This is a genomic window from Mycetocola miduiensis (genome assembly GCF_900115155.1).
In the GTDB taxonomy this organism is placed as follows: domain Bacteria; phylum Actinomycetota; class Actinomycetes; order Actinomycetales; family Microbacteriaceae; genus Mycetocola_A; species Mycetocola_A miduiensis.
The window spans coordinates 250,724-270,517 of sequence record NZ_FOVM01000003.1; the positions used below are offsets into that span (position 1 = coordinate 250,724).

Below are 19,794 nucleotides of genomic sequence, written 5' to 3' on the forward strand. Positions count from 1 at the left end.
GATCAGCCCTGTTCGACGAGCAGGTCGGCGTCGGCGTCCGCCGAGGCGGCGTGGAGTTTCTCGTTTGATTGGGCGGCTGCGCGAGCCCCGGATTCGATGGCACCATCGAACCAGCCGGCCCATCCGGACGCTAGATCGGAGTTGCCGAAGAAGACGCGACCGTGGGGCTGCTGCAGCGCCTGCGAGTGGGCGATGACCTGTCCAGGGCGGTACGCCATCCAGGTCCCGTTGGAGAATTTGTCGTTGTTCCAGTCGTGAGAGTCTGAATCGAGCACTTCGATACCCGGGAGAAATTCTTGGACAGCGCGCGTGACTGCTTCGAGGTCGCTGCCGTCGAGGTCTGCCTCAGCGGACGCGAAGCCACACAGGTAGCTCCCCTCGTCCGTCGTGTATTCCGTGGCGAGCCATTTCAAAGTTGTGTGTATGCCTACCCCAAAGAATGCCTCGTCCTGTTTGGGTACGAGCGCCCAGATTTTCACAGACTCGCCGGCTTGCTTTTCGGTCGCCATCGCTTGGTGTGAATAGGGCAGGGAGGGGCTGAAGTCTATCCGTTCCCACGTGTTGATCGGCGCGGTGACGATGACGTGTTTCGCCGTGTACTGGGTGCCGTCCTCGGCGGTTACCACGACGTGGTCGCCATGGTCCCTGACCTGTCTGACGTCGACGTTGTACTCAACTCGGAGCTGCTGGTCGTGCAGTATTCGCTCGATCAGTACCCCGGTTCCGCCGACGATTTTGTCCACCAGGAAGAGGTACCAGCCGACGGCGCTGCCGAAACCCGTGTTCCACGACAGGACGTGCAGGGCGGACAGTTTGTCTGGATAGGCACCGAAGTAGAACGCGGGCCACGCAAGGATGAAATCACGGACACGGTCTGGAAGGTCGAAGCGGTCCACGTAGTCGCTGAACGGGATGTCGAGATCTTCAAGTCCGGGTTGTCCGAGCGGCTCTTCATAGAAGCGAATGCGGTCTGAGTCCGAGTCGATGCGCGCGATCACTCGCTCAAGAGCCGGCCAGTCTGAGGCGGGAAACGGGAATGGGGCGTTGATGATTTCTCCGCCGATGCCCCAGCCGAATTTGTCGTAGGTGGGGCTCTGAAACAGCTCGAGTCCATAGCGTTCGATCTCAGCTTTGACGTAGCGCTGTTGATCGGGTGCAATCCAGGTGCCGCCGAACTCGAGTGCCTTCTCCTTGCCACGGAAGTGCTTGTACCACGTGCGTCCGCCGAGACGGTCTCGCCCTTCCAAGACCAGCACAGAGTGGCCGGCTTCGGCCGAATCTCTCGCAGCGGTGGCACCGGCAAAACCGGCGCCGATCACAATAACATCAACTGACTCCATTGACAGTTCTCCATTCGGGTTGAGGGCGCTTTTGTGCCCGGGTACTGAGTTGAAAATGTGGGTCGAGCGTATAGCCCGGTGCGGAATTACCAGGCTTCTTCGTCCTGGTACGGGAACCACCAGAAGTCCTGTACGGAGGCGGTGGGGTCAACCATGACGAGCTTCGTGTGCCGGAAGGTGTCCAGGCCCTCGGCCCCGAGCTGCCGACCGATACCGGAAAGCTTGCGGCCGCCGAATGGGCCGGCATCGTTGTCGAGGAGGGGTGCGTTGACCCACACCATCCCGGTGACCAGCTCACGCTGGGCCCGGTCGATTTCGACGATGTCGGTCGAGTACAGCGTCGCTCCCAAACCAAATGGGGAGTTGTTCGTCAGTTCGATCGCCTCGTCGAAGCTGGATACCTTGTATACAGGAGCAATCGGTCCGAACACTTCCTGGGTGTACAGGTCCATGCCGGTGTTGCAGCCCTCGATGATCGTCGGAGTGAAGAAGTAGCCGTCGGCGAGGTCGCCGCCGAGCTCAGGGCGAGAGCCGCCGATGACGATTCGTGCACCCTGTTCCACCGCGCGCGCCAACAGCGATTCGATTCGCGCGCGTTCGTTCCGGTTCTCCATGGGGCCGATGTCGACACGATCGAGGCCGTGACCGATACGCAGCTGCTGGACGTTTCGAACGAAAGCCGTCATGAAATCGTCGTAAACATCCTCATGAACCAGGATTTTCTCTGCAGAGGTGCAGACCTGTCCACAGTTGAGGAACGCCGCGAATGTTGCAGCTTGCGCGGCTACCTCGATCGGCGCCGACGGCATAACGATGAAGGAGTCGCTTCCGGATGCTTCGATCAAGAAGGGTTTGAATGTGTCCGCGCATGCCCTCGCCACCGCACGCCCGGTCGGAACGCTTCCGGTGAATGCCACCATATGAGTATCCGGGTGCGCGACGAGGTGTTTGGCTGCTTCGGCGCCACCAGGCAGGCACTGAACGAGTCCGGGGTCAAGCGCTTCGAAAGCCTGCATGAAGGCCAAGGTGGTGAGACTCGCGTTTTCAGAAGGCTTGACGACGACCGAGTTGCCGGCGGCCAGCGCCGCTGCGGCAGACCACATGAGCAAAAGGATGGGAAAGTTGGCGGGGAGGACGATCACGACCGTGCCCATGGCCTCTTTGATCGTGAAATGGGTCTGACCGGCGACGGCTGTTCCATGGATTGATCCAATGGAGTGTCGACCGATTTCGGCGTAGTAGTCGAGTGCAGACGCGGCCCAGCCGATCTCGTCGACAGATTCTTTGAATGGCTTCCCGGTCTCGAGCGTCATGATCTCGGCCACCAGACGCGCTCGCTGGCGCATGGAGGTAGCAACTTCATGCAGCAGTTCAGCCCGCACCAACGCGGTACGTGCGTTCCACATCTGTTGGGCTGTGTTCGCAGCGGTGATGACCGACTCGATCTGAGCGATGGTCGGGTCGACGAAGCTGCCGAGCGGCCTCATCGTGGCGGGATCGAGAACGATCTCTCGTCGTGCCCCACTTGCAGCTGTGAGACCACCGACACCGTAATACTGGTCGGACACGGACTCAAGGATCTGAGCGGCTCCGTCTGAGGGGCTCATCTCGAGGGGCGACACGGGTGTAGTAGACGACATTGTCTTTCCTTTGGTTCGGTCGTGAGGTGTTACTGGATGATTCAAGTGGACTATCGCCAGGTACCGAATCGTACCCAGATATGAATTATTCGAATTTGTTGGGCTTGAGACTGAAACGTCTGACGACGCGTCCTGTCTTGGGGGCTCGCTCAGGTGGCCATTACCGTGCACTTGACAGCGAGGTACAGAATCGGGGCGAATATCTCCTCGCGGGAGACCGCACTGTCTGTCCGGGCGCCGGTCATACGCCCACAACCGTTGTGTAGGACTTGATGATCGTTTTCCGGATCACCCAACGACCACGCCATCCGGCTTCGAGATACACGGTGGTGCCGGCAATCAACGGAATCCTCGAGCCGTCATCGCGGACGAGCTCTCCCTCACCCTCGATCACGTGGAAGTATTCCTCGTATCCCTCGTGGTTGGTTGTAAACGCGCCGGGTGTCGAATACCAGAGTCCGAACTCGGCGGCTTTCGTGCTGTGCAAGGTCAGGGTGCTTGCCGTTGGTGAGCCAGATGTGACGCGGTCGGCGGCGATTTCCGCAGGTTCCGGCCACGTGATCTCGGCGACGTTATGGATGACGTTCATGCGGAGCTCCTTGCTGGCGCGGGGTTGGATTGGTTTTTGAGCTGAGCGTGCACTCGCTCCGCGGCGCGTTCTCCACTACGAATCGCTCCTTCCATGAGTCCTGTGAATTCAGCGTCGGCGTACTCTCCCGCCCAAAAGACGTTCTTGATGGGTTGTTCGAGGACGTTGGCCGGAAATCGGCTGAGGCCTTCTCCTGGAGCATGGGCGGAGTATGCTCCGCGGGAGAGCGGGTCCTCCGACCAGATGGTGGTCAGGATTTCGGCCTCTGCTGCAATCTCAAGTTCTGGGCGAAGTCGGCGGACCTGTTCAGCCCACCTTTTCGGCGAGTTCAGGACGCCGGCACGGTCGATTGCTTCTTTGGATCCCATGAATCCGTTGAGCACGGGGGCGACTGCTCCGGTGGCGTCGAGTGCCGTCCAGGTCCAGTACCGATCACGCACGGACATTACGGCGCTGGAGTGTGGGACTGCTACGAGCGGAACGTGCAGTTTGACGGCGTGGCCCTGAACGACACCACGAAGAGCCTCCTCCCGCGCCGAATTCGAAGGGAGAGTGATGGTGGCGGGATCTTTCACCACGGCAAGTGGAAGTGCAACGACGACAGCGTCGAAAGTTTCGCTGCCGGCCCCGTCTGCGACGCGGACACCACCGCCCTCCAGGTTCTCGACGTGAAGCACGCTCGATCCGAAGCGGATGGTATCGCCGAGCCGCTCGGCCATGATGTCGGGAAGTTGCTGATTGCCGCCCGCCACCCGCCAACTCGGCTTGGGTTCGAACGCAGCGATGCTTTCAAGCGAAGTCGCCGTCACTGCGTGCGCGCTCACCGCCGTCGAAATCTCAATCCTTGCTCGCAGCGCCTCGATCACGTCGCGCTGACCCCGGAGCCGCGAGATTACCTCTTCGGCTGAAGGCGCTCCACCAAGCCTGTCGGCGACTGCGACAGCGACACGGCCGAGAGCCACGATGTCGTCAGTGGTGACCGCGGGATAGTCGCCCGGCTCCCGAACGTAGTAGCTCATACCGGTGTCCACGAGTTCAAGTCCTGCTTCGACCAGGAGTCGTCGCATTGAGGAGTAGCCATCGAGGATGAACTCGGCTCCGCGTTCCACCACATACTCGCGTCCGTCCACGCCGACGGAATCTGACCAGACCCGGCCACCCGCGCGACTCCGAGCTTCGTAGACTGTTACATCCTCGCCCGACTTCGCCAACTGCCTCGCTGCGGCGAGGCCAGCCAGGCCGGCTCCCAGAACTGCAACCCGTTTCAATTCAACGACCCAACCTTCCGATGATTCGTCTTCCTCGCGACGACGCTGCACCCAAGCTAGGGCGAGCTTCCGCCGCAGCGGAATTAGCCCTCGATAAGAATTCAGGGCGTGAATTGAACTTGCGTATATAGTTGCGCAATGGCCACCGAAGTCCTTACCGTCGCAGATCTCATCGCTACTGCCAGCCTCGACACGAGCCTGTTGGCGGGCGGAGACGGCCGGTCTCGCGAAGTACTGTGGGCACACAGCTGTGAGATGCCGGATCCGGAACAGTGGCTGGGCCCGAATGAACTGCTCATGACCGTGGGATTGTGCGTACCGCGGAAAGCAAACGAACAAGCGTCGTTCGTAGCAAGGCTCGACGACGCCGGCCTGGCCGGCATGATGATCGGTGATCACGAAACGGCGCCCCCGATCACGGCTAAGATGCTTGCCGAGGCCGATCGCCGAGGCTTCCCGGTGCTGCTGGCTGGGTCACGCACTCCTTACGCGGTGATCGCCCGTCACGTCGCGGCCGCCAACTCCACCAATCAGACCCTCCAGGTGTTGAAGCTGAGCAAGCTCTACAATCTGGCTGCATACGCCGATGATGACGCCGCCGCGCTGGTGCGCGCCATTAGCTCATTCCTCGGGGTCGATATCGAAGTATTTGACTCAGCCTCCGGCTTGCGTGTCCTGTCTTCAGCCCACGACGGGGAATCCGCTCGGGCTACAACCCACACGTCCCGGCGCTCGTACCCTCTCGAGGGCCATCACGCGGCAGAGTTGAAGCTGTCCGAGTACGCCGGGGAAGAACTTGATAGCTTCATCCTGGTTCATCTTCTGAAGGTGATGGAGGTTACTGTCGACCGGATCCTCGACGCAGCTGATCGCCGGGCGAAGGAATCCGCAGAGATCATGCTTTCGCTTCTCAATGGGGTAATTCCTTCTGATATCGGCGCGTTCATTGCGCCGCATTTGCCTTCAGACGGCTTTCGGTTAGTAGCTTTTCCCCGCGCGGATGAAGCGGCGGTCGCGCGAGCAGCCGCATCATCGAAATTGCCCGTGATCGTCGGTGCGGGTCGGGTATATCATCTCGCTCTGGTCCCCGTTGATGCGATGGCCGATTTCCGGGAACAGGTTCAGGGGGCGGCTGGGCAGGCAGGCATCTCGTCTATCTTCTCTGACTATCACGACACTCGCACAGCCGCGGTTGAAGCCGGCAACGTACTGGCCGCAGGCCAGCTCTCCACGCGCGCCTGGACCGAATTTGAGGGGTTCTCCGTATCGGTACTCACGCGGTCGCACCGGGAAGCAACCGACATAGTCGCGGGCGTGTTGGGGCCACTTGCGGAGGACTCGGCCCGTGCCACGATGCTGCGGGAAACACTCTTCGCTTACCTGCGACACGACCGCAAGTGGCGCGAAGCAGCGGAGGAACTCGCAATCCATCGGCAGACTCTGTCGTACCGACTCGGCAAGATTGAGGAAGCGACCAGTCTTAGCCTCTCCAAGACAGCGGATTTGTCCTCCAGTTGGATCGCATATCAGGCCTGGCTGGCAACACACCCAAGCTAATCGGAATCGTCCTCGCAAATGCGCCCGGCCAGAGCCGCTACTCCGGAAATAGCGCCGATTGCAACGGTTCCACAGTGCCGAGCCCCATCGCAAGAACGGCATCGGCGGTGGCGCGAACGAGCGGCGCGAACGAGTCCGGGTGTCTCGTCTCAGAATCAAAAACGAAAGTCGTCGTGCCCAGGCGGGCACCGCAGTACTGGATGATCCCGTGCTCGATCTGATTCCTCAGCGAAGATTCGTAGCCATGTCGTGCGTATCCTTCAGCGTCTCCTGAGGCGATGGGCACCAGGTGGATGGTCAACCGTTTCATCATCGGCGTCGACCCCGTCGCCCGGCCGTAGCTGAATGCCCACCCGTTACTGAAGACTCGGTCGACCCATCCCTTCAGCAATGCGGGCATCGACCACCAATACACAGGAAACATCAGAACTAGGTTGTCTGCCCGCTCGATGCGCGCCTGCTCCGCGATGACGTCTGCGGGATAGCCACCACCATCGCGGTAGGCGGCGTGGTCGCGCGCGGTGAATCGGGGGTCGAACCCCTCCGCAGCCAGATCCACGACTTCAGCACTCGCGCCAGAACTCAATCTGGTCAAGTCATCGCGGAGCTCCTTCGCGAGGTGGTGACTGAGTGAGCCGGGGATTGGGTGGGCTACGACGATGAGGGTATGCACTATCGTTCTCCTTCCGACGGGCAGTGGCAGGGCGACATGCCAAAGGTGTGTTCGACCCCGCGGGCGTTACCGCTTGATTGCGCTCTGTGCCTTCGCGTTCCTGACGATCTGCTCGTCGAAAGTCCCCAAACGATGCGACGGTAGCGATCTCGGCCCATAGCTCCAGATCTGCAAGGACGATCAAAACCAATCCAACCGCAACAGGCGCGCCTGAAGCCCACGCGAGGAACGGCTCACCTCATCTGTGATCCCCGACGGTTCTGGATATTGCAGCGTGGCTCCGAAACCAATGCCGAGTACGCCGAGACCGACGCCCAACACGCCCTCTGCACTGATCTTCGCCATGGCCCCATTGTGACTTATCCCGACGACGATCCCTCTGCTCTCGGACGGGTCTTGGACGGGATTCCGTTCCGCGCAAGAAACAGCCTCGACAGAAACTTGGTTCTATCGGGGCATTTGTGGTCGGGCTGACTGGGTCTGGTATGCAGCCCAAAGAAGCTGAACCGCGCTGCCGCGCCGTGCTCGCGCACTGTGATCGCGACCTCAAGACGGCACGGGACACTCCGTCCCCATGCCGCCCGTGGCCGCCACGACGGAGGCCCCCAGCTTCCGACGGTGCTCAGCGACGAACGGGAACACCCCGAGGCTCGAGACTCGGGGCGTTCCCGTTTCCCGCCGTGACAGTTCAGCGGAACACCGGACGAGATCCTCGAGTACGCCAAGCGACGTTGACGCATTCGTCTTCGCCGATCCAGGCGGATTCGACGTCCCGAACGGGGGCGAGCGGGTACTGACGAGCGGTCAGTACCCTCGTCAGGACGCGCACCGCGCTGTCCGCCCGAAAGGACCCCATGCGCGCTCTCCGCCGTTCTCCTGCCCGCTCCCTCCGCCTCGCCGCCGTCGCGATTGCAGGTGTTGTAGCGCTGGGAGGGCTCCTCGCGGTCCCGGCCACGGCCGTTGCCGCGGGCACGCTCCACCTCGACCAGGCAAACGACGACACCGGCGCCGCTGGTCCGATGGCCGCAGCGTACGGCGACATCTCTCAGACCTTCGTTGCTGGGTCCTCTGGAGCGCTCTCGCGGGTCGAGATCTACGAGTACTGGTACGGCTGGGACGCGCAGACCCTCTCGATCTACCCCGCAAACGGCTGGGGCGGCGCCGACCAGTCGCAGCCGCCGCTCGCGACCACGCCGGTGACCGGCTCGGGCGGTCCCGCCTGGATCACGTCTGACTTCGCGGAACCAGCACAGCTCGTGGCGGGCCAGAAGTACGCCTTGGTGCGCAACGGTCCCGGCCAGATGCTGACGACCGGCGACCGCTACCCGAGCGGTAACCCGAATGTCGGCTCCGAAGACATGGACTGGATCTTCCGGACATACCTGGACTGGAGCGCCCGGATCAGTGGCGGACCGGGTACGGTCACCGTGCCGGTCGGGTCCGCGTACTCGTCGACCTACGCCCTCTCTGGCACGCCGAACCCTGCACTCGCGGTCGTGGCCGGCGCGCTGCCGCCCGGCCTCACCCTGACCGCTGACGGCATCGCCGGGACGCCCACCGCCACCGGCACCTACGACTTCACGGTGCGGGCCTCGAACGCCGACGGCGCCGCCACGACGACGGGAAGCATCACGGTGCGTCCGCGCATCGCCCCCGCCGTGCCGTCCGCGATCACCGTCGCGCCGGCACGCGACTCCGCCCTCGTCTCCTGGACGACCGGCGACCCCGGGGACGACGCCGCGACCTTCACGGTCACCGCGTCGCCCGGCGGCGCATCGTGCACGACGACGGGCAGCGCCTGCACGGTCGAGGGTCTCGACGCTGGCGCGGCGTACTCCTTCAGCGTGACGGCTTCGTCGGCCGCGGGCACGACGACACCGACCGCACCGGTCGCCGCTACGACCACCGACGTGCCGCTCGCACCGACCGGCCTCGTCGCGACGGGCACCGACGGCGGCGTCCACCTCGCGTGGCAGGCCGCCGTCGAGCGGGGCGCTCCAGTCGCCGGCTACCGCGTCGAGGTCTTCGACGGCTCCGGCTGGATCGTCGTCCATGACGCTCCGGACACCTCCGCCGATGTCACCGGGCTCGTTAACGGCACCGAGTACCGCTTCCGCGTCTCGGCGGACTCGATCGATGGCCGCAGCGACTCCGCACTCGCGCAAGCGGTGCCGGTCGGTCCCGCGTCCGCGCCCACCGCCCTGTCGGCCGTTAGCGGTCCTGGTTCGGCGGTGCTGAGCTGGTCGAACCCTGCAGACGACGGCGGCTCCGACGTCCTCGGTTACGAAGTCGAGCACCGGACCGTCGGCGGGGATTGGACGCCCGCTCTGAGCAGCGCGTCCTCCCCCGCGACCGTGACGGGGCTCGTCGACGGCACCGCGTACCAGTTCCGCATCCGCGGGGTCTCCGCGGCTGGTCCGGGCTCGTGGACGACCGACCCGGGCGTCGCCAACACGGTGCAGCCCTTCACGTTCACGGGTGCGTTCACGGGAGACTTCTCCGGCAGCGACCGCATGGTCCGCACCGGCGCTCCGGTCGTGTTCTACGCGACCGGCTTGCCCGTCGGCGCGACCGTCGTGCTCGAACTGCACTCGTCACCCCTCGTGCTCGCGACGAGCACCGTGGGCGCCGACGGCGAGGTGCACATCAGCACGTCGCTGCCCGCCAACGCGGAGATCGGTGAACACCGACTTGTGGCCACCATCTCGGGCGACGACCTCGCATCCCAGTCTCTGTCATCAAACCCGTTCGCGGTCGCCCTCATGGTCGCTGCCCCAATCGACGGAACGGACCCGACCGACGGGACCAACCAGGACGGAACCGCGACGGCCGGCACCGACCCGACCGGAACCGGATCCCGCCTGGCCTACACAGGCTCCGCCGGCACCCAGGACGCCCTGGTGCTCGCGTTGGCACTGCTCGCAGTCGGCGGCGTGCTGACCACCGTGCGTCGCCAGCGCACCCTGCGGCGCTGAGCTGATCCGGCCGCGGTTCGCTAATTTCAGGGGAGCAGTTTGAGATTTCGTGTTGCGCGCGAGCGCCACTTGCCGTCCGAGCATCAGCATGGCGTGAAGGGGAACCGCTGGCAGGGGGGCCTGAAGCGAGTTGTCGGCGGCTTCGCAACTGTCGCCATCCTTGCGTCTTCACTCGTCATCTTTGGTGTTGCTGCCCCTGCGGCAGCGGCAGACCCGTTCTCTTGTACGCCGGGCTCGATATACGTTCAAAGCTCAACAGAGGTGCGCGAATTTACGGTGAACGTGCAGGGCGGCGCTCCCGGAAACGGCGGCACCCTCAGCTCCACTGGCCTCGGCTCCAACCACTCGGACAACGGCCTCGGCATTTCGGCAAATGGCCGCTACGCCTATACAGTGACGAACTCGGCAGGCAACAAGACGCTCGCGAGGCACGACCGTGTCACCAATGAGACCACTCGGACGTCGTTCGATCTCGACTCCGCGGTACTGCGCGGTGCGGTGCACCCAACCACCGGGGTCTACTACTTCGGGAGCAATACCGCCAACAGCGGCATCAACCTCTACGCGTGGAATGAGAGCACCACGCCGCAGAGCGCTGTTCAGGTCGGCACTCTCCGCCCTGCGACCGGCAGCAGTGCCTTCGGTGCAAACGGCGACATGGCGTTCAGCGCTTCCGGCCAGCTTGTCCTCGTTGCGGATCGATACATCTACTCGGCAGACATCCCACAGTCCCTGGCCTCGAGCTCCGCGACGATCGGCGCGAAGCAGGTGCACGATATGGGTTCTACCGTCCAAGGCAACGGCATCGCCTTCGGCAACCTGGGTCATATCTTCGTTTCTGCGACAAACGGCGGCAGCCGCATCATCGAGGTCGACCTCGCACGCGGCCAAACAATCAACGAGACAAGCATCGGCAGTTTCTCACCGACCGACATGTCCAGCTGCACGTTTCCGAACACTCTGACGTTGAAAAAGGATGTGCCGGGTGGACGCCATGCTGCAACCGACCAATTCGGGCTCCGCATCCAGTCACCGGACGGATACCAGGTTGCGCAGACCAACGCCACCACTACAGGCAATCAGCCTGGTCTTCAGCCTGACTATGCGGGCCCGGTCTTCACCAACCAGGGTGATTCCTTCGATCTCACCGAATCGGCATCCGGCACGACAGTTCTGAGCCGTTACGACACGTCATTGCGATGTGATCAGTCGAATTCTGACGGTACAACGACACCCGTTGCGGTGAGTTCATCGAACGTGGTGATACAGCCCGCAGGCGCCCGAGGCACCGAGGTGGTTTGTACCTTCTCAAACGACCGACTTGCTCCCAGCATGGAGCTGCGCAAAACCTCCGACCCAGCCGACGGCTCTCCGGTAAGCGCCGGGCAAACGATCACATACACGGTCGAGGCAGAAAACACCGGCAACACAGTGCTCGACCCCGTCGAGATCGCGGACAACCTCGCAGGCGTCGTCGCGTACTCGGAGTACTCGGATGATGTCACCACCGAGATCGACGGATCCGAGGTCACCGCGGGCGCCGCCACCATCACCGGTAATGACCTCACATGGAACGGTGTTCTCGAGCCGGGCCAGGTCGTCTCGATCACCTACTCGGTCATCGTGAACGATGGCGTCGAGGGTGAGCGCATCGCCAACAGCGTGACATCCTCGGGCACTCCACCCGCGCCGTTTGATCCCATCGTTCCTCCGGCAGTGACGACCGAACACCGAGTCGCCGGATTCTCCCTCACAAAGACGGCCAACCCAGCATCGGGGACCGTCGTGGAACCCGGGCAGGTCATCGAATACACCGTGGCCGGCACGAACGCAGGCGACGCCGCGCTCAACCCGGTGACGATCACAGACAACCTGGCCGACGTGCTCGACCACGCGGAATACAACGACGACATCACAACTGAGATTGACGGGACTGAACTGACCGCAGGCTCAGCCGCCCTCTCGGAAAACAACCTCGCGTGGGCTGGCTCATTGCAAGCCGGGCAAACCGTGATAATCACGTACTCGGTGACCGTCGACGAAGACACCTCCGGCGAAGTCCTGAACAACACCGCCTCCGGCTCCGCGACCCCGACCACCCCGAATCCGACGGACCCCACCGGTCCCCAAATCCCGGGCGAACCCATCTCACCTCCTGCCGTCACGACCGAACACCCCGTGATCGGATCCGGCTTCACTTTGAGTAAGTCGGCCACGCCGGCGTCGGGCACGGCGGTTCGGGCGGGTGACAGCATCGAATACACGATCACTGGTACGAACACCGGCGACACCGACCTCGATCCTGCTGAGATCGTTGATGACCTCTCGGCGGTTCTTGAGGACGCGGAGTACAACGATGATGTCGTGGTCAGTCGCGGCGCGGCGGAGATCGTCAACGAGACGCTCACCTGGACCGGCTCGATCCCTCGGGGGCAGTCGGTAACCATCACCTACAGCGTCACGGTTGACGCGGGCGTGGAGACTGCGCTTTTGAGGAACGTGGCGACCGGGAAAGCCACGCCGCAGGTTCCGCAGGACCCGACAGACCCGGACAGCCCGACGAACCCGGGCGTTCCGGTTACGCCGCCGCCGGCCGAGACGGCGCACCCGGTGGTGGACACTGGTTTTGAGGTCGCGAAGTCGGCTGATCCCGCGTCGGGAACCGCGGTTAAGGCTGGCGACACGATGGAGTACACCGTCATCGGCACGAACACCGGCAACACGGTGCTTGATCCTGCGTCAATCACCGACGACCTGTCGGCCGTGCTCACCGCAGGTCAGTACAACGGCGATGTGACGGCCACCGTCGGCACCGCCGAGGTCCAGGGCACTACCTTGAGCTGGAGCGGCATGCTCGCCCCTGGCGCCGCCGTCGTGATCACCTACACGGTGACCGTCAACGATGACGCGACCGGTGTGCTGTTGTCGAACACCGTCGGCGGTGAAGCGACACCGCTGATCCCGGAGGATCCGACCGACCCTGACAGTCCGACCAACCCGGGTCAGCCTCTGACGCCGCCGAAGGTGACGACCGAGCACCCGGTGGCCAACCCCGGCTTCGAGATCATCAAGTCGGCGGACCCGGCGACGGGCGCCCGGGTGGATCCCGGCAGCGTAATCGCATACACCGTGACCGGCACGAATACGGGTGATACCGTGCTCAGTCCCGCCGCAATCACGGACAACCTCGCCGGTGTGCTCGCGAACGCCGAATACAACGATGATGTCGCCGCTTCGCGGGGGGCTGTCGAGGTGACGGGGAAGACCCTCCGTTGGGCCGGTGCGCTCACCCCGGGCCAGGACGTTGTGATCACCTACTCGGTGACCATCAACGCCGATGCCGGTGGCGAAATCATTACCGACTCGGTGACCGGCCAGGCGACTCCGCTGATGCCTGAGGACCCGAGCGACCCGAACAGCCCGACGAAACCCGGTCTGCCGGTGTTCCCGCCCGCGGTGACAACCGAGCACCCGGTCAACGAGCCCGGTTTCACGTTCTCCAAGTCCGTCAACCCGGGCTCGGGAACCGCGGTGGATCCCGGTCAGGTGCTCACTTACACCGTGACGGGCACCAACACCGGCGAGACGGCGCTGACTCCGGTCGACGTCGTCGATGACCTGTCGGGTGTGCTTGAGTACGCCTCCTACAACGGCGACGCCGCCGCGACGATCAACGGAGGCGTAGCTTCGGCTCCGGTCGTCGTCGGCAACGAGCTCGCTTGGGCTGGTTCGCTTGAGGTGGGCCAGGCAGTCACGATCACATACTCGGTGACGGTGAGGCTTGACGCTGTGGGCGAGACGCTCGAGAACTCGGCGACAGGTGCCGCGACCCAGCCCGGCGGTCTGGGGATCACGCCTCCGCCCGCCACCACCACGAACCCGGTGAACGTGCCTGGGTTCTCGGTGTCGAAGAGCGCAAATCCTCAGACCGGTACCGCCGTCGATCCCGGCAGCATCATCACCTACACCGTGACCGGTGTGAATACGGGTGAGACCGCGCTTGATTCTGTTGAGATCACCGACGATCTGTCGGGTGTGCTCGTTCACGCTGAGTACAACGGCGACGCCGTCGTGACCATTGCAGGCGGGTCCGCCTCAGCACCCGAAATTGAAGGCGACGAGCTCACGTGGACGGGTGCGCTCGAGGTCGGCCAGACCGTTACGATCACCTACTCGGTGGCTGTGAACGGTGACGCCGGCGGGAATGTACTCGAGAATATCGCGAGCGGCAGCGCGAGCCCTCCGGGCGGCGTACCACCCATCGAGACGCCTCCGGCGACCATCGAACATCCGGTCCACGAGTCCGGATTCGAACTCACCAAAACGGCCAATCCGGTATCGGGCAGCCACGTCGACCCAGGCAGTGTCATCACCTACACGGTGACGGGCATCAACACTGGAGAGACGGCGCTCGACCCAGCGACGATCACCGATGATCTCTCGGAAGTGCTCACGCACGCTGAGTACAACGGCGATGCGTCCGCGACAACGAGGGGCATACCGGTGTCGGTACCTACGGTAGCGGGCGATGAGATTCTCTGGTCAGGCGCCCTGGCAATCGGCGAGCGTGTCACGATTACCTACTCGGTCACTGTAAACGGCGACGCCGGCGGCGAAGCCATCACGAACGTGGCGACAGGCGTCGCGATGCCCCCCGGCAACGAGGAGCTCACACCACCTTCGGTGACCACCGAGCACCCCGTCGGCGAGCCCGGCTTCACGTTTGAAAAGACCTCGAACCCCGCCTCCCGCACCTCGGTCGCCACGGGAAGTAGAGTGACGTACACACTCACCGGCGTGAATACCGGCGAGACCGGCCTCGACGAGGTCGTCATCACCGACGACCTCAGCGACATACTGCGTTACGTCAAGTTCAACAACGATGTGGTGAGCACAGTCGGAGACAGCAACGTCACCCGACCGGTCCTGAACGGCATGGAGCTGACCTGGGTCGGAAGCCTCGCCCAGGGCGAGAGCGTCACGATCACCTACTCGGTGACCGTCAACGACGATGCCGCGGGGAAGACGTTGAAGAACGTGGCCGTCGCGTCAGCGACGCCTCCCGGTGGTGAAACGATCACGACTCCGCCGAGCGTAACCGACCACCCCGTGCTGACAGCGCTTGCGATGACCGGTGCGCAGATCTTCCCTTGGGTTCTGACCCTTGGCGTGGCGCTCCTGCTCAGCGGCGGAGTGCTGATATTGCTGCGTCGCCGTAACGGCACAGCATAAGAGCCTTTGCCGTGCACTCGCCAGTCGTAGACCGTGGAGATCGGGATGCCCAGGTAAGCCGCCAGGTCGCCACCCAGTACGACGTGCCACCGATCGCAATCGCCACAGCCTGGATCGCGCGACACCCGGCGCAGATCCAGGTCGTACTCGGCACCACGGCACCGAACGGTTAGCCGGCGCCGCACTCGGCTGCGACCTGCCGCTCACCAAGCCCCAATGGTACGAGCTGTGCCGGGCAGCAGGCCATCTGGTCCCGTAGCTGCACCTTCAGCGGGACGGCAAAATCCTCGCGCCGATGCTCCCCGTCTTGGTGCCGATGCTGCGCGCCGAGGGCGGCATCGATCTCACCGACGAGCAGGCGTCGTTGTTAGCGCGGATGAGCGCCGCGACGATCGACCGGAAACTTGCCGGCGAGCGGGCGACGATGATGCCCCGGGGCCGGTCGCATACCAAGCCGGGAACCTGGCTGAAGTCACAGATCCCGATCCGGACCTGGGCGCATTGGGATGACGCGGTCCCCGGGTTTGTGGAGATCGACCTCGTCGGTCATGACGGTGGGATCTCGTCCGGGGAGTTTTGCTTCACCCTGACCGTGACCGATATCGCGACCGGGTGGACAGTGAACCGGTCGGTGCGCAACCGGGCGGCGAAGTGGGTATTCGAGGCGCTGATGCAGGTCACGTCTGTGTTCCCGTTCCCGATCCGCGGCATCGATTCGGATAACGGCAGCGAGTTCATCAACGAGCACCTGTTCAACTACTGCAGCGAGCAGCGGATCACCTTCACAAGGTCGCGGTCGGGGAACAAGAACGATGGTGCGCATGTCGAACAGAAGAACTGGGCGCGAGTGCGGGAACTCGTCGGATATCTCCGCTATGACACCGGCGGAGAGTTGGAGTTGCTGAACCAGATCTGGGACTTGGACCGGGTGCTCACGAACTACTTGCTGCCTCAGCAGAAGCTGCTGTTCAAGCAACGCAACGGAGCGAAGGTCACCAAGCGGTATGACCGGGCGATGACACCGCACCAGCGCGCTCTCGCCGACCCGACCGTGGGAAAACGAGCGGTGATCGGCATGAACGCCCAGTTCAAGAAGATCAAACCGCTTGCGTTGTCACGTCGGATCGGCGCTCTCACCGGCCAGCTCGAGACGCTGTCGCTGACGAAAACCCCCGCGCCAAGAAAACCCACGGTGAACCCGACCTACAACCGTCGAATGCATAGCCACAAAGCGGAGATCTCGTAATGAGGCAACGTATCAACGTTCCCGGAGGTATTGACATGAGGCAACAGGGCCCTAGGTAACAGCAGACACCGCCCTCACCGGCGGATCGCTTCGCCACCCGGCACGCTTCATCCGCACCCGGCCCGAGCTCACACCCGGCGGCTAACGATATCCATCTGTCGAACCGTGATTTGGCACGCAGCTCGACGCCTGGGTTCAGACCGTCGAAGCACACGGGACTGCAATGTCAAGCACTAACGAGGAATTGCTGACCAGGAATATTGTGACTCTGCTGGGGGTCCCAGGTGAACGGAACTCCCATCATGTGGTTTTCTACCTCGACAAAGGAGCACACCATGACCTCTCGACCGGCAAACACACCATCGACCCGTACCCGGCGAGCACCCGTGCAGCTGGCGGCACTCGTCTTTGGAATTGTCTTCGTCCTCGTCGGCATTCTCGGTTTCATTCCCGGAGTGACGACGAACTACGATGCGCTGCTCTTTGCGGGCAATGACTCAGGAGCCCTCCTGCTCGGCGTCTTCCAGGTGTCGATCCTGCACAACATCGTCCACCTCTTGTTCGGCGTCGCCGGTATCGTACTGTCACGCAAGTTCTCCGGTGCCAGAAACTTCCTGATCTGGGGCGGCGTGATCTACTTCGTCCTCTGGATCTACGGCCTCTTCGTTGCGGGCATGGATACCGCGGCGAACATCGTCCCGCTCAACAACGCGGACAACTGGCTGCACCTCGTGCTCGCGATCGCGATGGTCGCCCTCGGGCTGCTTCTCGGTCGTCGCGAGGCCACCACCCGCCGCTGAGCGAGCCGCTGAATGAACCATTCGACCGGCTCCCGGCGGAACCTCCTGTCGGGTGTTCTGCTCGGGGTCGGGATCGCGGCGTTCGTCGACGAGACGGTGTTCCACCAGATTCTGCACTGGCATCACTTTTTCGACCGCTCAACGCCTGCTGCCGGGCTGGTTTCCGACGGGATCTTCCATGCGTTCGGGTGGTTCGCCACCGTGGCGGCGCTGTTCCTGTTCGCCGACCTGCGTCGCCAGGGACGGCTGGACTGGACGCGCTGGTGGGGCGGCATCCTGCTCGGCGCCGGCTTGTTCCAGCTATACGACGGCACGGTGCAGCACAAGCTCCTCGGCCTGCACCAGATCCGCTACGACGTGGACCTGCTCCCCTACGACCTCGCCTGGAACATCGTCGCCGTCCTTCTGACAGCGGCGGGGACCGCCCTTGTCCTCCGGGCCCGCCGGAGCCCGGCGCGGGCAGAGGCCGGCCGTGCATAACCACAGCGGCGGCATCTCGCTCGCCGATTTCGTCAGCCTCTTCCTTCTCACCACCATTGCCTTCTATCTTGCCGCCGCGCTGCGCCCGAGCACCCGCCCGCGGTGGCCGAGACATCGCATCATCTTCTGGATCACCGGATGTCTCGTCGCGGCGTTGAGTGTGCAAGTCGCGATCGCGAACCACGACGATTTCGCCAGTCACGCCATCGCCCACGTCGGCCTCGGTATGCTCGCTCCGCTGCTTCTGATGCTGTCAGCGCCGGTCACTCTCGCGCTTCGTTCCTTGAGCCCGATTCCCGCGAGGCGGTTGGCCCGGATGCTGAGGAGCCGACCGGTTCGCTTTGTGACGCATCCGGTCACAGCCGCCATCCTCTACATCGGCGGGCTCTGGCTGCTCTACGCGGGCGGTCTATACCCGCGTATCCACGAAAACGGGTTCCTGTTCGCCGTGGTCCACGTGCACGTTTTCGCGTCGGGCTACCTCTTCTCGGCCGCTATCGCCGGCGTGGACCCGAACCCTCACCGCGCTCGCTTCTTGACCCGAGCGATCGTGCTCTGCGCTGTCATGGCCGGTCACAGCATCCTGTCAAAGCACGTCTTTGGGAATCCGCCCGCAGGTGTTCCCGATGCCGCGGCCGAAGTGGGGAGCATGGTCATGTACTACGGCGGCGATGTGGTCTCGGTCGCCCTCGTCGTCCTGCTCTGCGCCGAATGGTACCGGCAGGCCGGGCACGCGCGGAACCATGCCCGGCTCGTGCGACGGCCGTCACCGATCTGACGACTTGCTCGGCCTCGGCCTCGCCTCGCCACGCGAACGGGTGATTCTTGATGAATCCGCTGCGAAGCGGAAATTTGGCCGCCAACGACTGGCCCGTCATCACAAACGCAACGTCGAGTTCCCTCTTCCAAATTTCACGCGAAGCACAGTGGTCGAGTTTGCTGCCCTCTTCAGGCGGGAGCCACCGTATTTCGCGCCTCCGAGCATCCATGCACCCACAGCCAGCCAGACGCAGATCGCGCGCTCCAGCAGCCACGCAGGCGCCCACAGAGCACTCGTTACCGGAAACACCTGTGCCCCACCGGAACGCTGTCTGCCCACTTCGGCCAGCGTGAGGCGCATTGCGGCAAATCCGGCAAGGCGACCCGGTCGACGCATGCTCCACACCAGTAACGGCAGAAGGGCCAGTTCGAGAACGAGCCGGGCCGGCTGCGCGAAATCGTCATATGCCTGCCGAACTCGCTGGCGGGCGAAGTGACCAAAGGCCGGCGGTATGCGTCCGACGTAGAGATCGTCGACGCACCGCACACGCCCGCCGCCGGCACGAATTGTACGAATGAGCTCGAGGTTCTCGAACAGGACGTCACCGTCATACCCGCCGAGGGAGAGCAGGAGGTCCCGGTTCACGCCGAGCGTGCCCGGATAGTCGGACGCCACCGCCCGGTTGAGCAAGCTGCGAGCGGTGTCCCAGCGCGCGTGCCAGGGAAGCACCGTGAAATAGTTCTGCGGACGAACGAGATCGGCACTGTGCAGCTCGGCCACCATCCGCTCGAGGCCGCGGCGGTCATAACGAACATCGTCATCGGCGAGGATCACCTTGGGGTGACGCGCGAGGCGGATGCCGGTGAGCACGCCGGCGACTTTTCCGTTCCGCATGGTCGGACCGTCGGGCCGAATATGGCGAACAAGATTCCTCCAAAGCGCGTGGTGCGCTGCAAAAACCGGCCCGGGTGACCCGTCCACGATCGTGACGTCGAGATATTCAGAAATGGTGAGCAAGTAGTCGGTGAGCTGGATCATCTCACCCGCGCGGTGGTTCGCCCACTTCAGCGGGAGGACGTACTCGGCCTCCAGCCAGTCGTCGTTGTGCTCGTCCTCAAAGGACGTCGCTACCGCGGGCCCCACGTCGACGCGTGTGCTCATGCCGACACAGTCATCGAAGTGCGGGCATACGGTCAACCCCTTGCCAGAAGACCCGGCCCGCTCGGGAACGCCA

14 protein-coding genes and 1 pseudogene are annotated in these 19,794 nt (G+C 63.5%); 8 read left to right on the plus strand and 7 right to left on the minus strand.

Translation table 11 applies throughout. The features are described 5' to 3' along the window. Positions 1-2 precede the first annotated feature (2 nt). From BM197_RS07045 to BM197_RS07060, 4 genes are all read right to left on the minus strand, one after another. Complete coding sequence (locus BM197_RS07045; RefSeq protein WP_090710061.1) at positions 3-1,340, minus strand: flavin monoamine oxidase family protein; 1,338 nt, start codon at positions 1,338-1,340, stop codon at positions 3-5. Positions 1,341-1,426: 86 nt separating this feature from the next. Beyond that, on the minus strand, positions 1,427-2,980 hold the full coding sequence (locus BM197_RS07050; RefSeq protein WP_218151840.1) for an aldehyde dehydrogenase family protein: 1,554 nt from the start codon (positions 2,978-2,980) through the stop codon (positions 1,427-1,429). A gap of 241 nt (positions 2,981-3,221) precedes the next feature. After that, a complete protein-coding gene (locus tag BM197_RS07055) occupies positions 3,222-3,569 on the minus strand; it encodes a cupin domain-containing protein (RefSeq protein WP_090710063.1) in 348 nt (115 codons plus the stop codon). Then, entirely contained in the window at positions 3,566-4,888 is a 1,323-nt protein-coding gene (locus tag BM197_RS07060; RefSeq protein ID WP_245762433.1) for a flavin monoamine oxidase family protein, read from the minus strand. Before BM197_RS07060 ends, BM197_RS07055 begins: the two co-directional genes overlap by 4 nt. A gap of 87 nt (positions 4,889-4,975) precedes the next feature. Between BM197_RS07060 and BM197_RS07065 the strand changes: the two genes are divergently transcribed. Continuing rightward, positions 4,976-6,394, plus strand: coding sequence for a PucR family transcriptional regulator (locus BM197_RS07065; protein ID WP_090710065.1), 1,419 nt, complete (start codon positions 4,976-4,978; stop codon positions 6,392-6,394). A 37-nt stretch (positions 6,395-6,431) separates the two neighbouring features. Here the strand turns inward: BM197_RS07065 and BM197_RS07070 are convergent, their stop codons facing one another. Both BM197_RS07070 and BM197_RS16255 read right to left on the minus strand, forming a co-directional pair. Beyond that, positions 6,432-7,067, minus strand: a complete 636-nt coding sequence (locus BM197_RS07070) for an NAD(P)H-dependent oxidoreductase (RefSeq protein ID WP_090710067.1) — start codon at positions 7,065-7,067, stop codon at positions 6,432-6,434. A 180-nt stretch (positions 7,068-7,247) separates the two neighbouring features. Continuing rightward, positions 7,248-7,412 (minus strand): hypothetical protein, encoded by a 165-nt coding sequence (locus BM197_RS16255; RefSeq protein ID WP_177216756.1) that lies wholly within the window; start codon positions 7,410-7,412, stop codon positions 7,248-7,250. Positions 7,413-7,921: 509 nt separating this feature from the next. On the opposite strand from BM197_RS16255, the gene BM197_RS07075 reads away from it, so the two are divergent. The 7 genes and pseudogenes from BM197_RS07075 to BM197_RS07105 all read left to right on the plus strand — a co-directional run bounded on the left by BM197_RS07075 (position 7,922) and on the right by BM197_RS07105 (position 18,578). Then, on the plus strand, positions 7,922-10,042 hold the full coding sequence (locus BM197_RS07075; protein ID WP_090710069.1) for a fibronectin type III domain-containing protein: 2,121 nt from the start codon (positions 7,922-7,924) through the stop codon (positions 10,040-10,042). A gap of 261 nt (positions 10,043-10,303) precedes the next feature. Then, positions 10,304-15,274 (plus strand): isopeptide-forming domain-containing fimbrial protein, encoded by a 4,971-nt coding sequence (locus BM197_RS07080; RefSeq protein ID WP_245762434.1) that lies wholly within the window; start codon positions 10,304-10,306, stop codon positions 15,272-15,274. 62 nt (positions 15,275-15,336) lie between these two features. Next, positions 15,337-15,533 (plus strand): annotated as a pseudogene (locus tag BM197_RS07085) (aldo/keto reductase); the annotation flags it as partial. A gap of 36 nt (positions 15,534-15,569) precedes the next feature. After that, the gene (locus BM197_RS07090; protein ID WP_143095021.1) at positions 15,570-16,520 is read left to right on the plus strand and encodes an integrase catalytic domain-containing protein; all 951 of its coding nucleotides are present in this window, start codon (positions 15,570-15,572) and stop codon (positions 16,518-16,520) included. Positions 16,521-16,855: 335 nt separating this feature from the next. Then, complete coding sequence (locus BM197_RS07095; protein ID WP_090710073.1) at positions 16,856-17,320, plus strand: DUF4383 domain-containing protein; 465 nt, start codon at positions 16,856-16,858, stop codon at positions 17,318-17,320. A 12-nt stretch (positions 17,321-17,332) separates the two neighbouring features. Continuing rightward, positions 17,333-17,800 (plus strand): DUF2243 domain-containing protein, encoded by a 468-nt coding sequence (locus BM197_RS07100; protein ID WP_090710074.1) that lies wholly within the window; start codon positions 17,333-17,335, stop codon positions 17,798-17,800. Beyond that, positions 17,793-18,578, plus strand: a complete 786-nt coding sequence (locus BM197_RS07105) for a cytochrome c oxidase assembly protein (protein WP_245762435.1) — start codon at positions 17,793-17,795, stop codon at positions 18,576-18,578. The genes BM197_RS07100 and BM197_RS07105 overlap by 8 nt, the downstream gene beginning before the upstream one ends. 99 nt (positions 18,579-18,677) lie before the next feature. Here BM197_RS07105 and BM197_RS07110 read toward each other — a convergent pair whose 3' ends face one another. Next, the gene (locus tag BM197_RS07110; RefSeq protein WP_143095022.1) at positions 18,678-19,721 is read right to left on the minus strand and encodes a glycosyltransferase family 2 protein; all 1,044 of its coding nucleotides are present in this window, start codon (positions 19,719-19,721) and stop codon (positions 18,678-18,680) included. Positions 19,722-19,794: the final 73 nt, after the last annotated feature.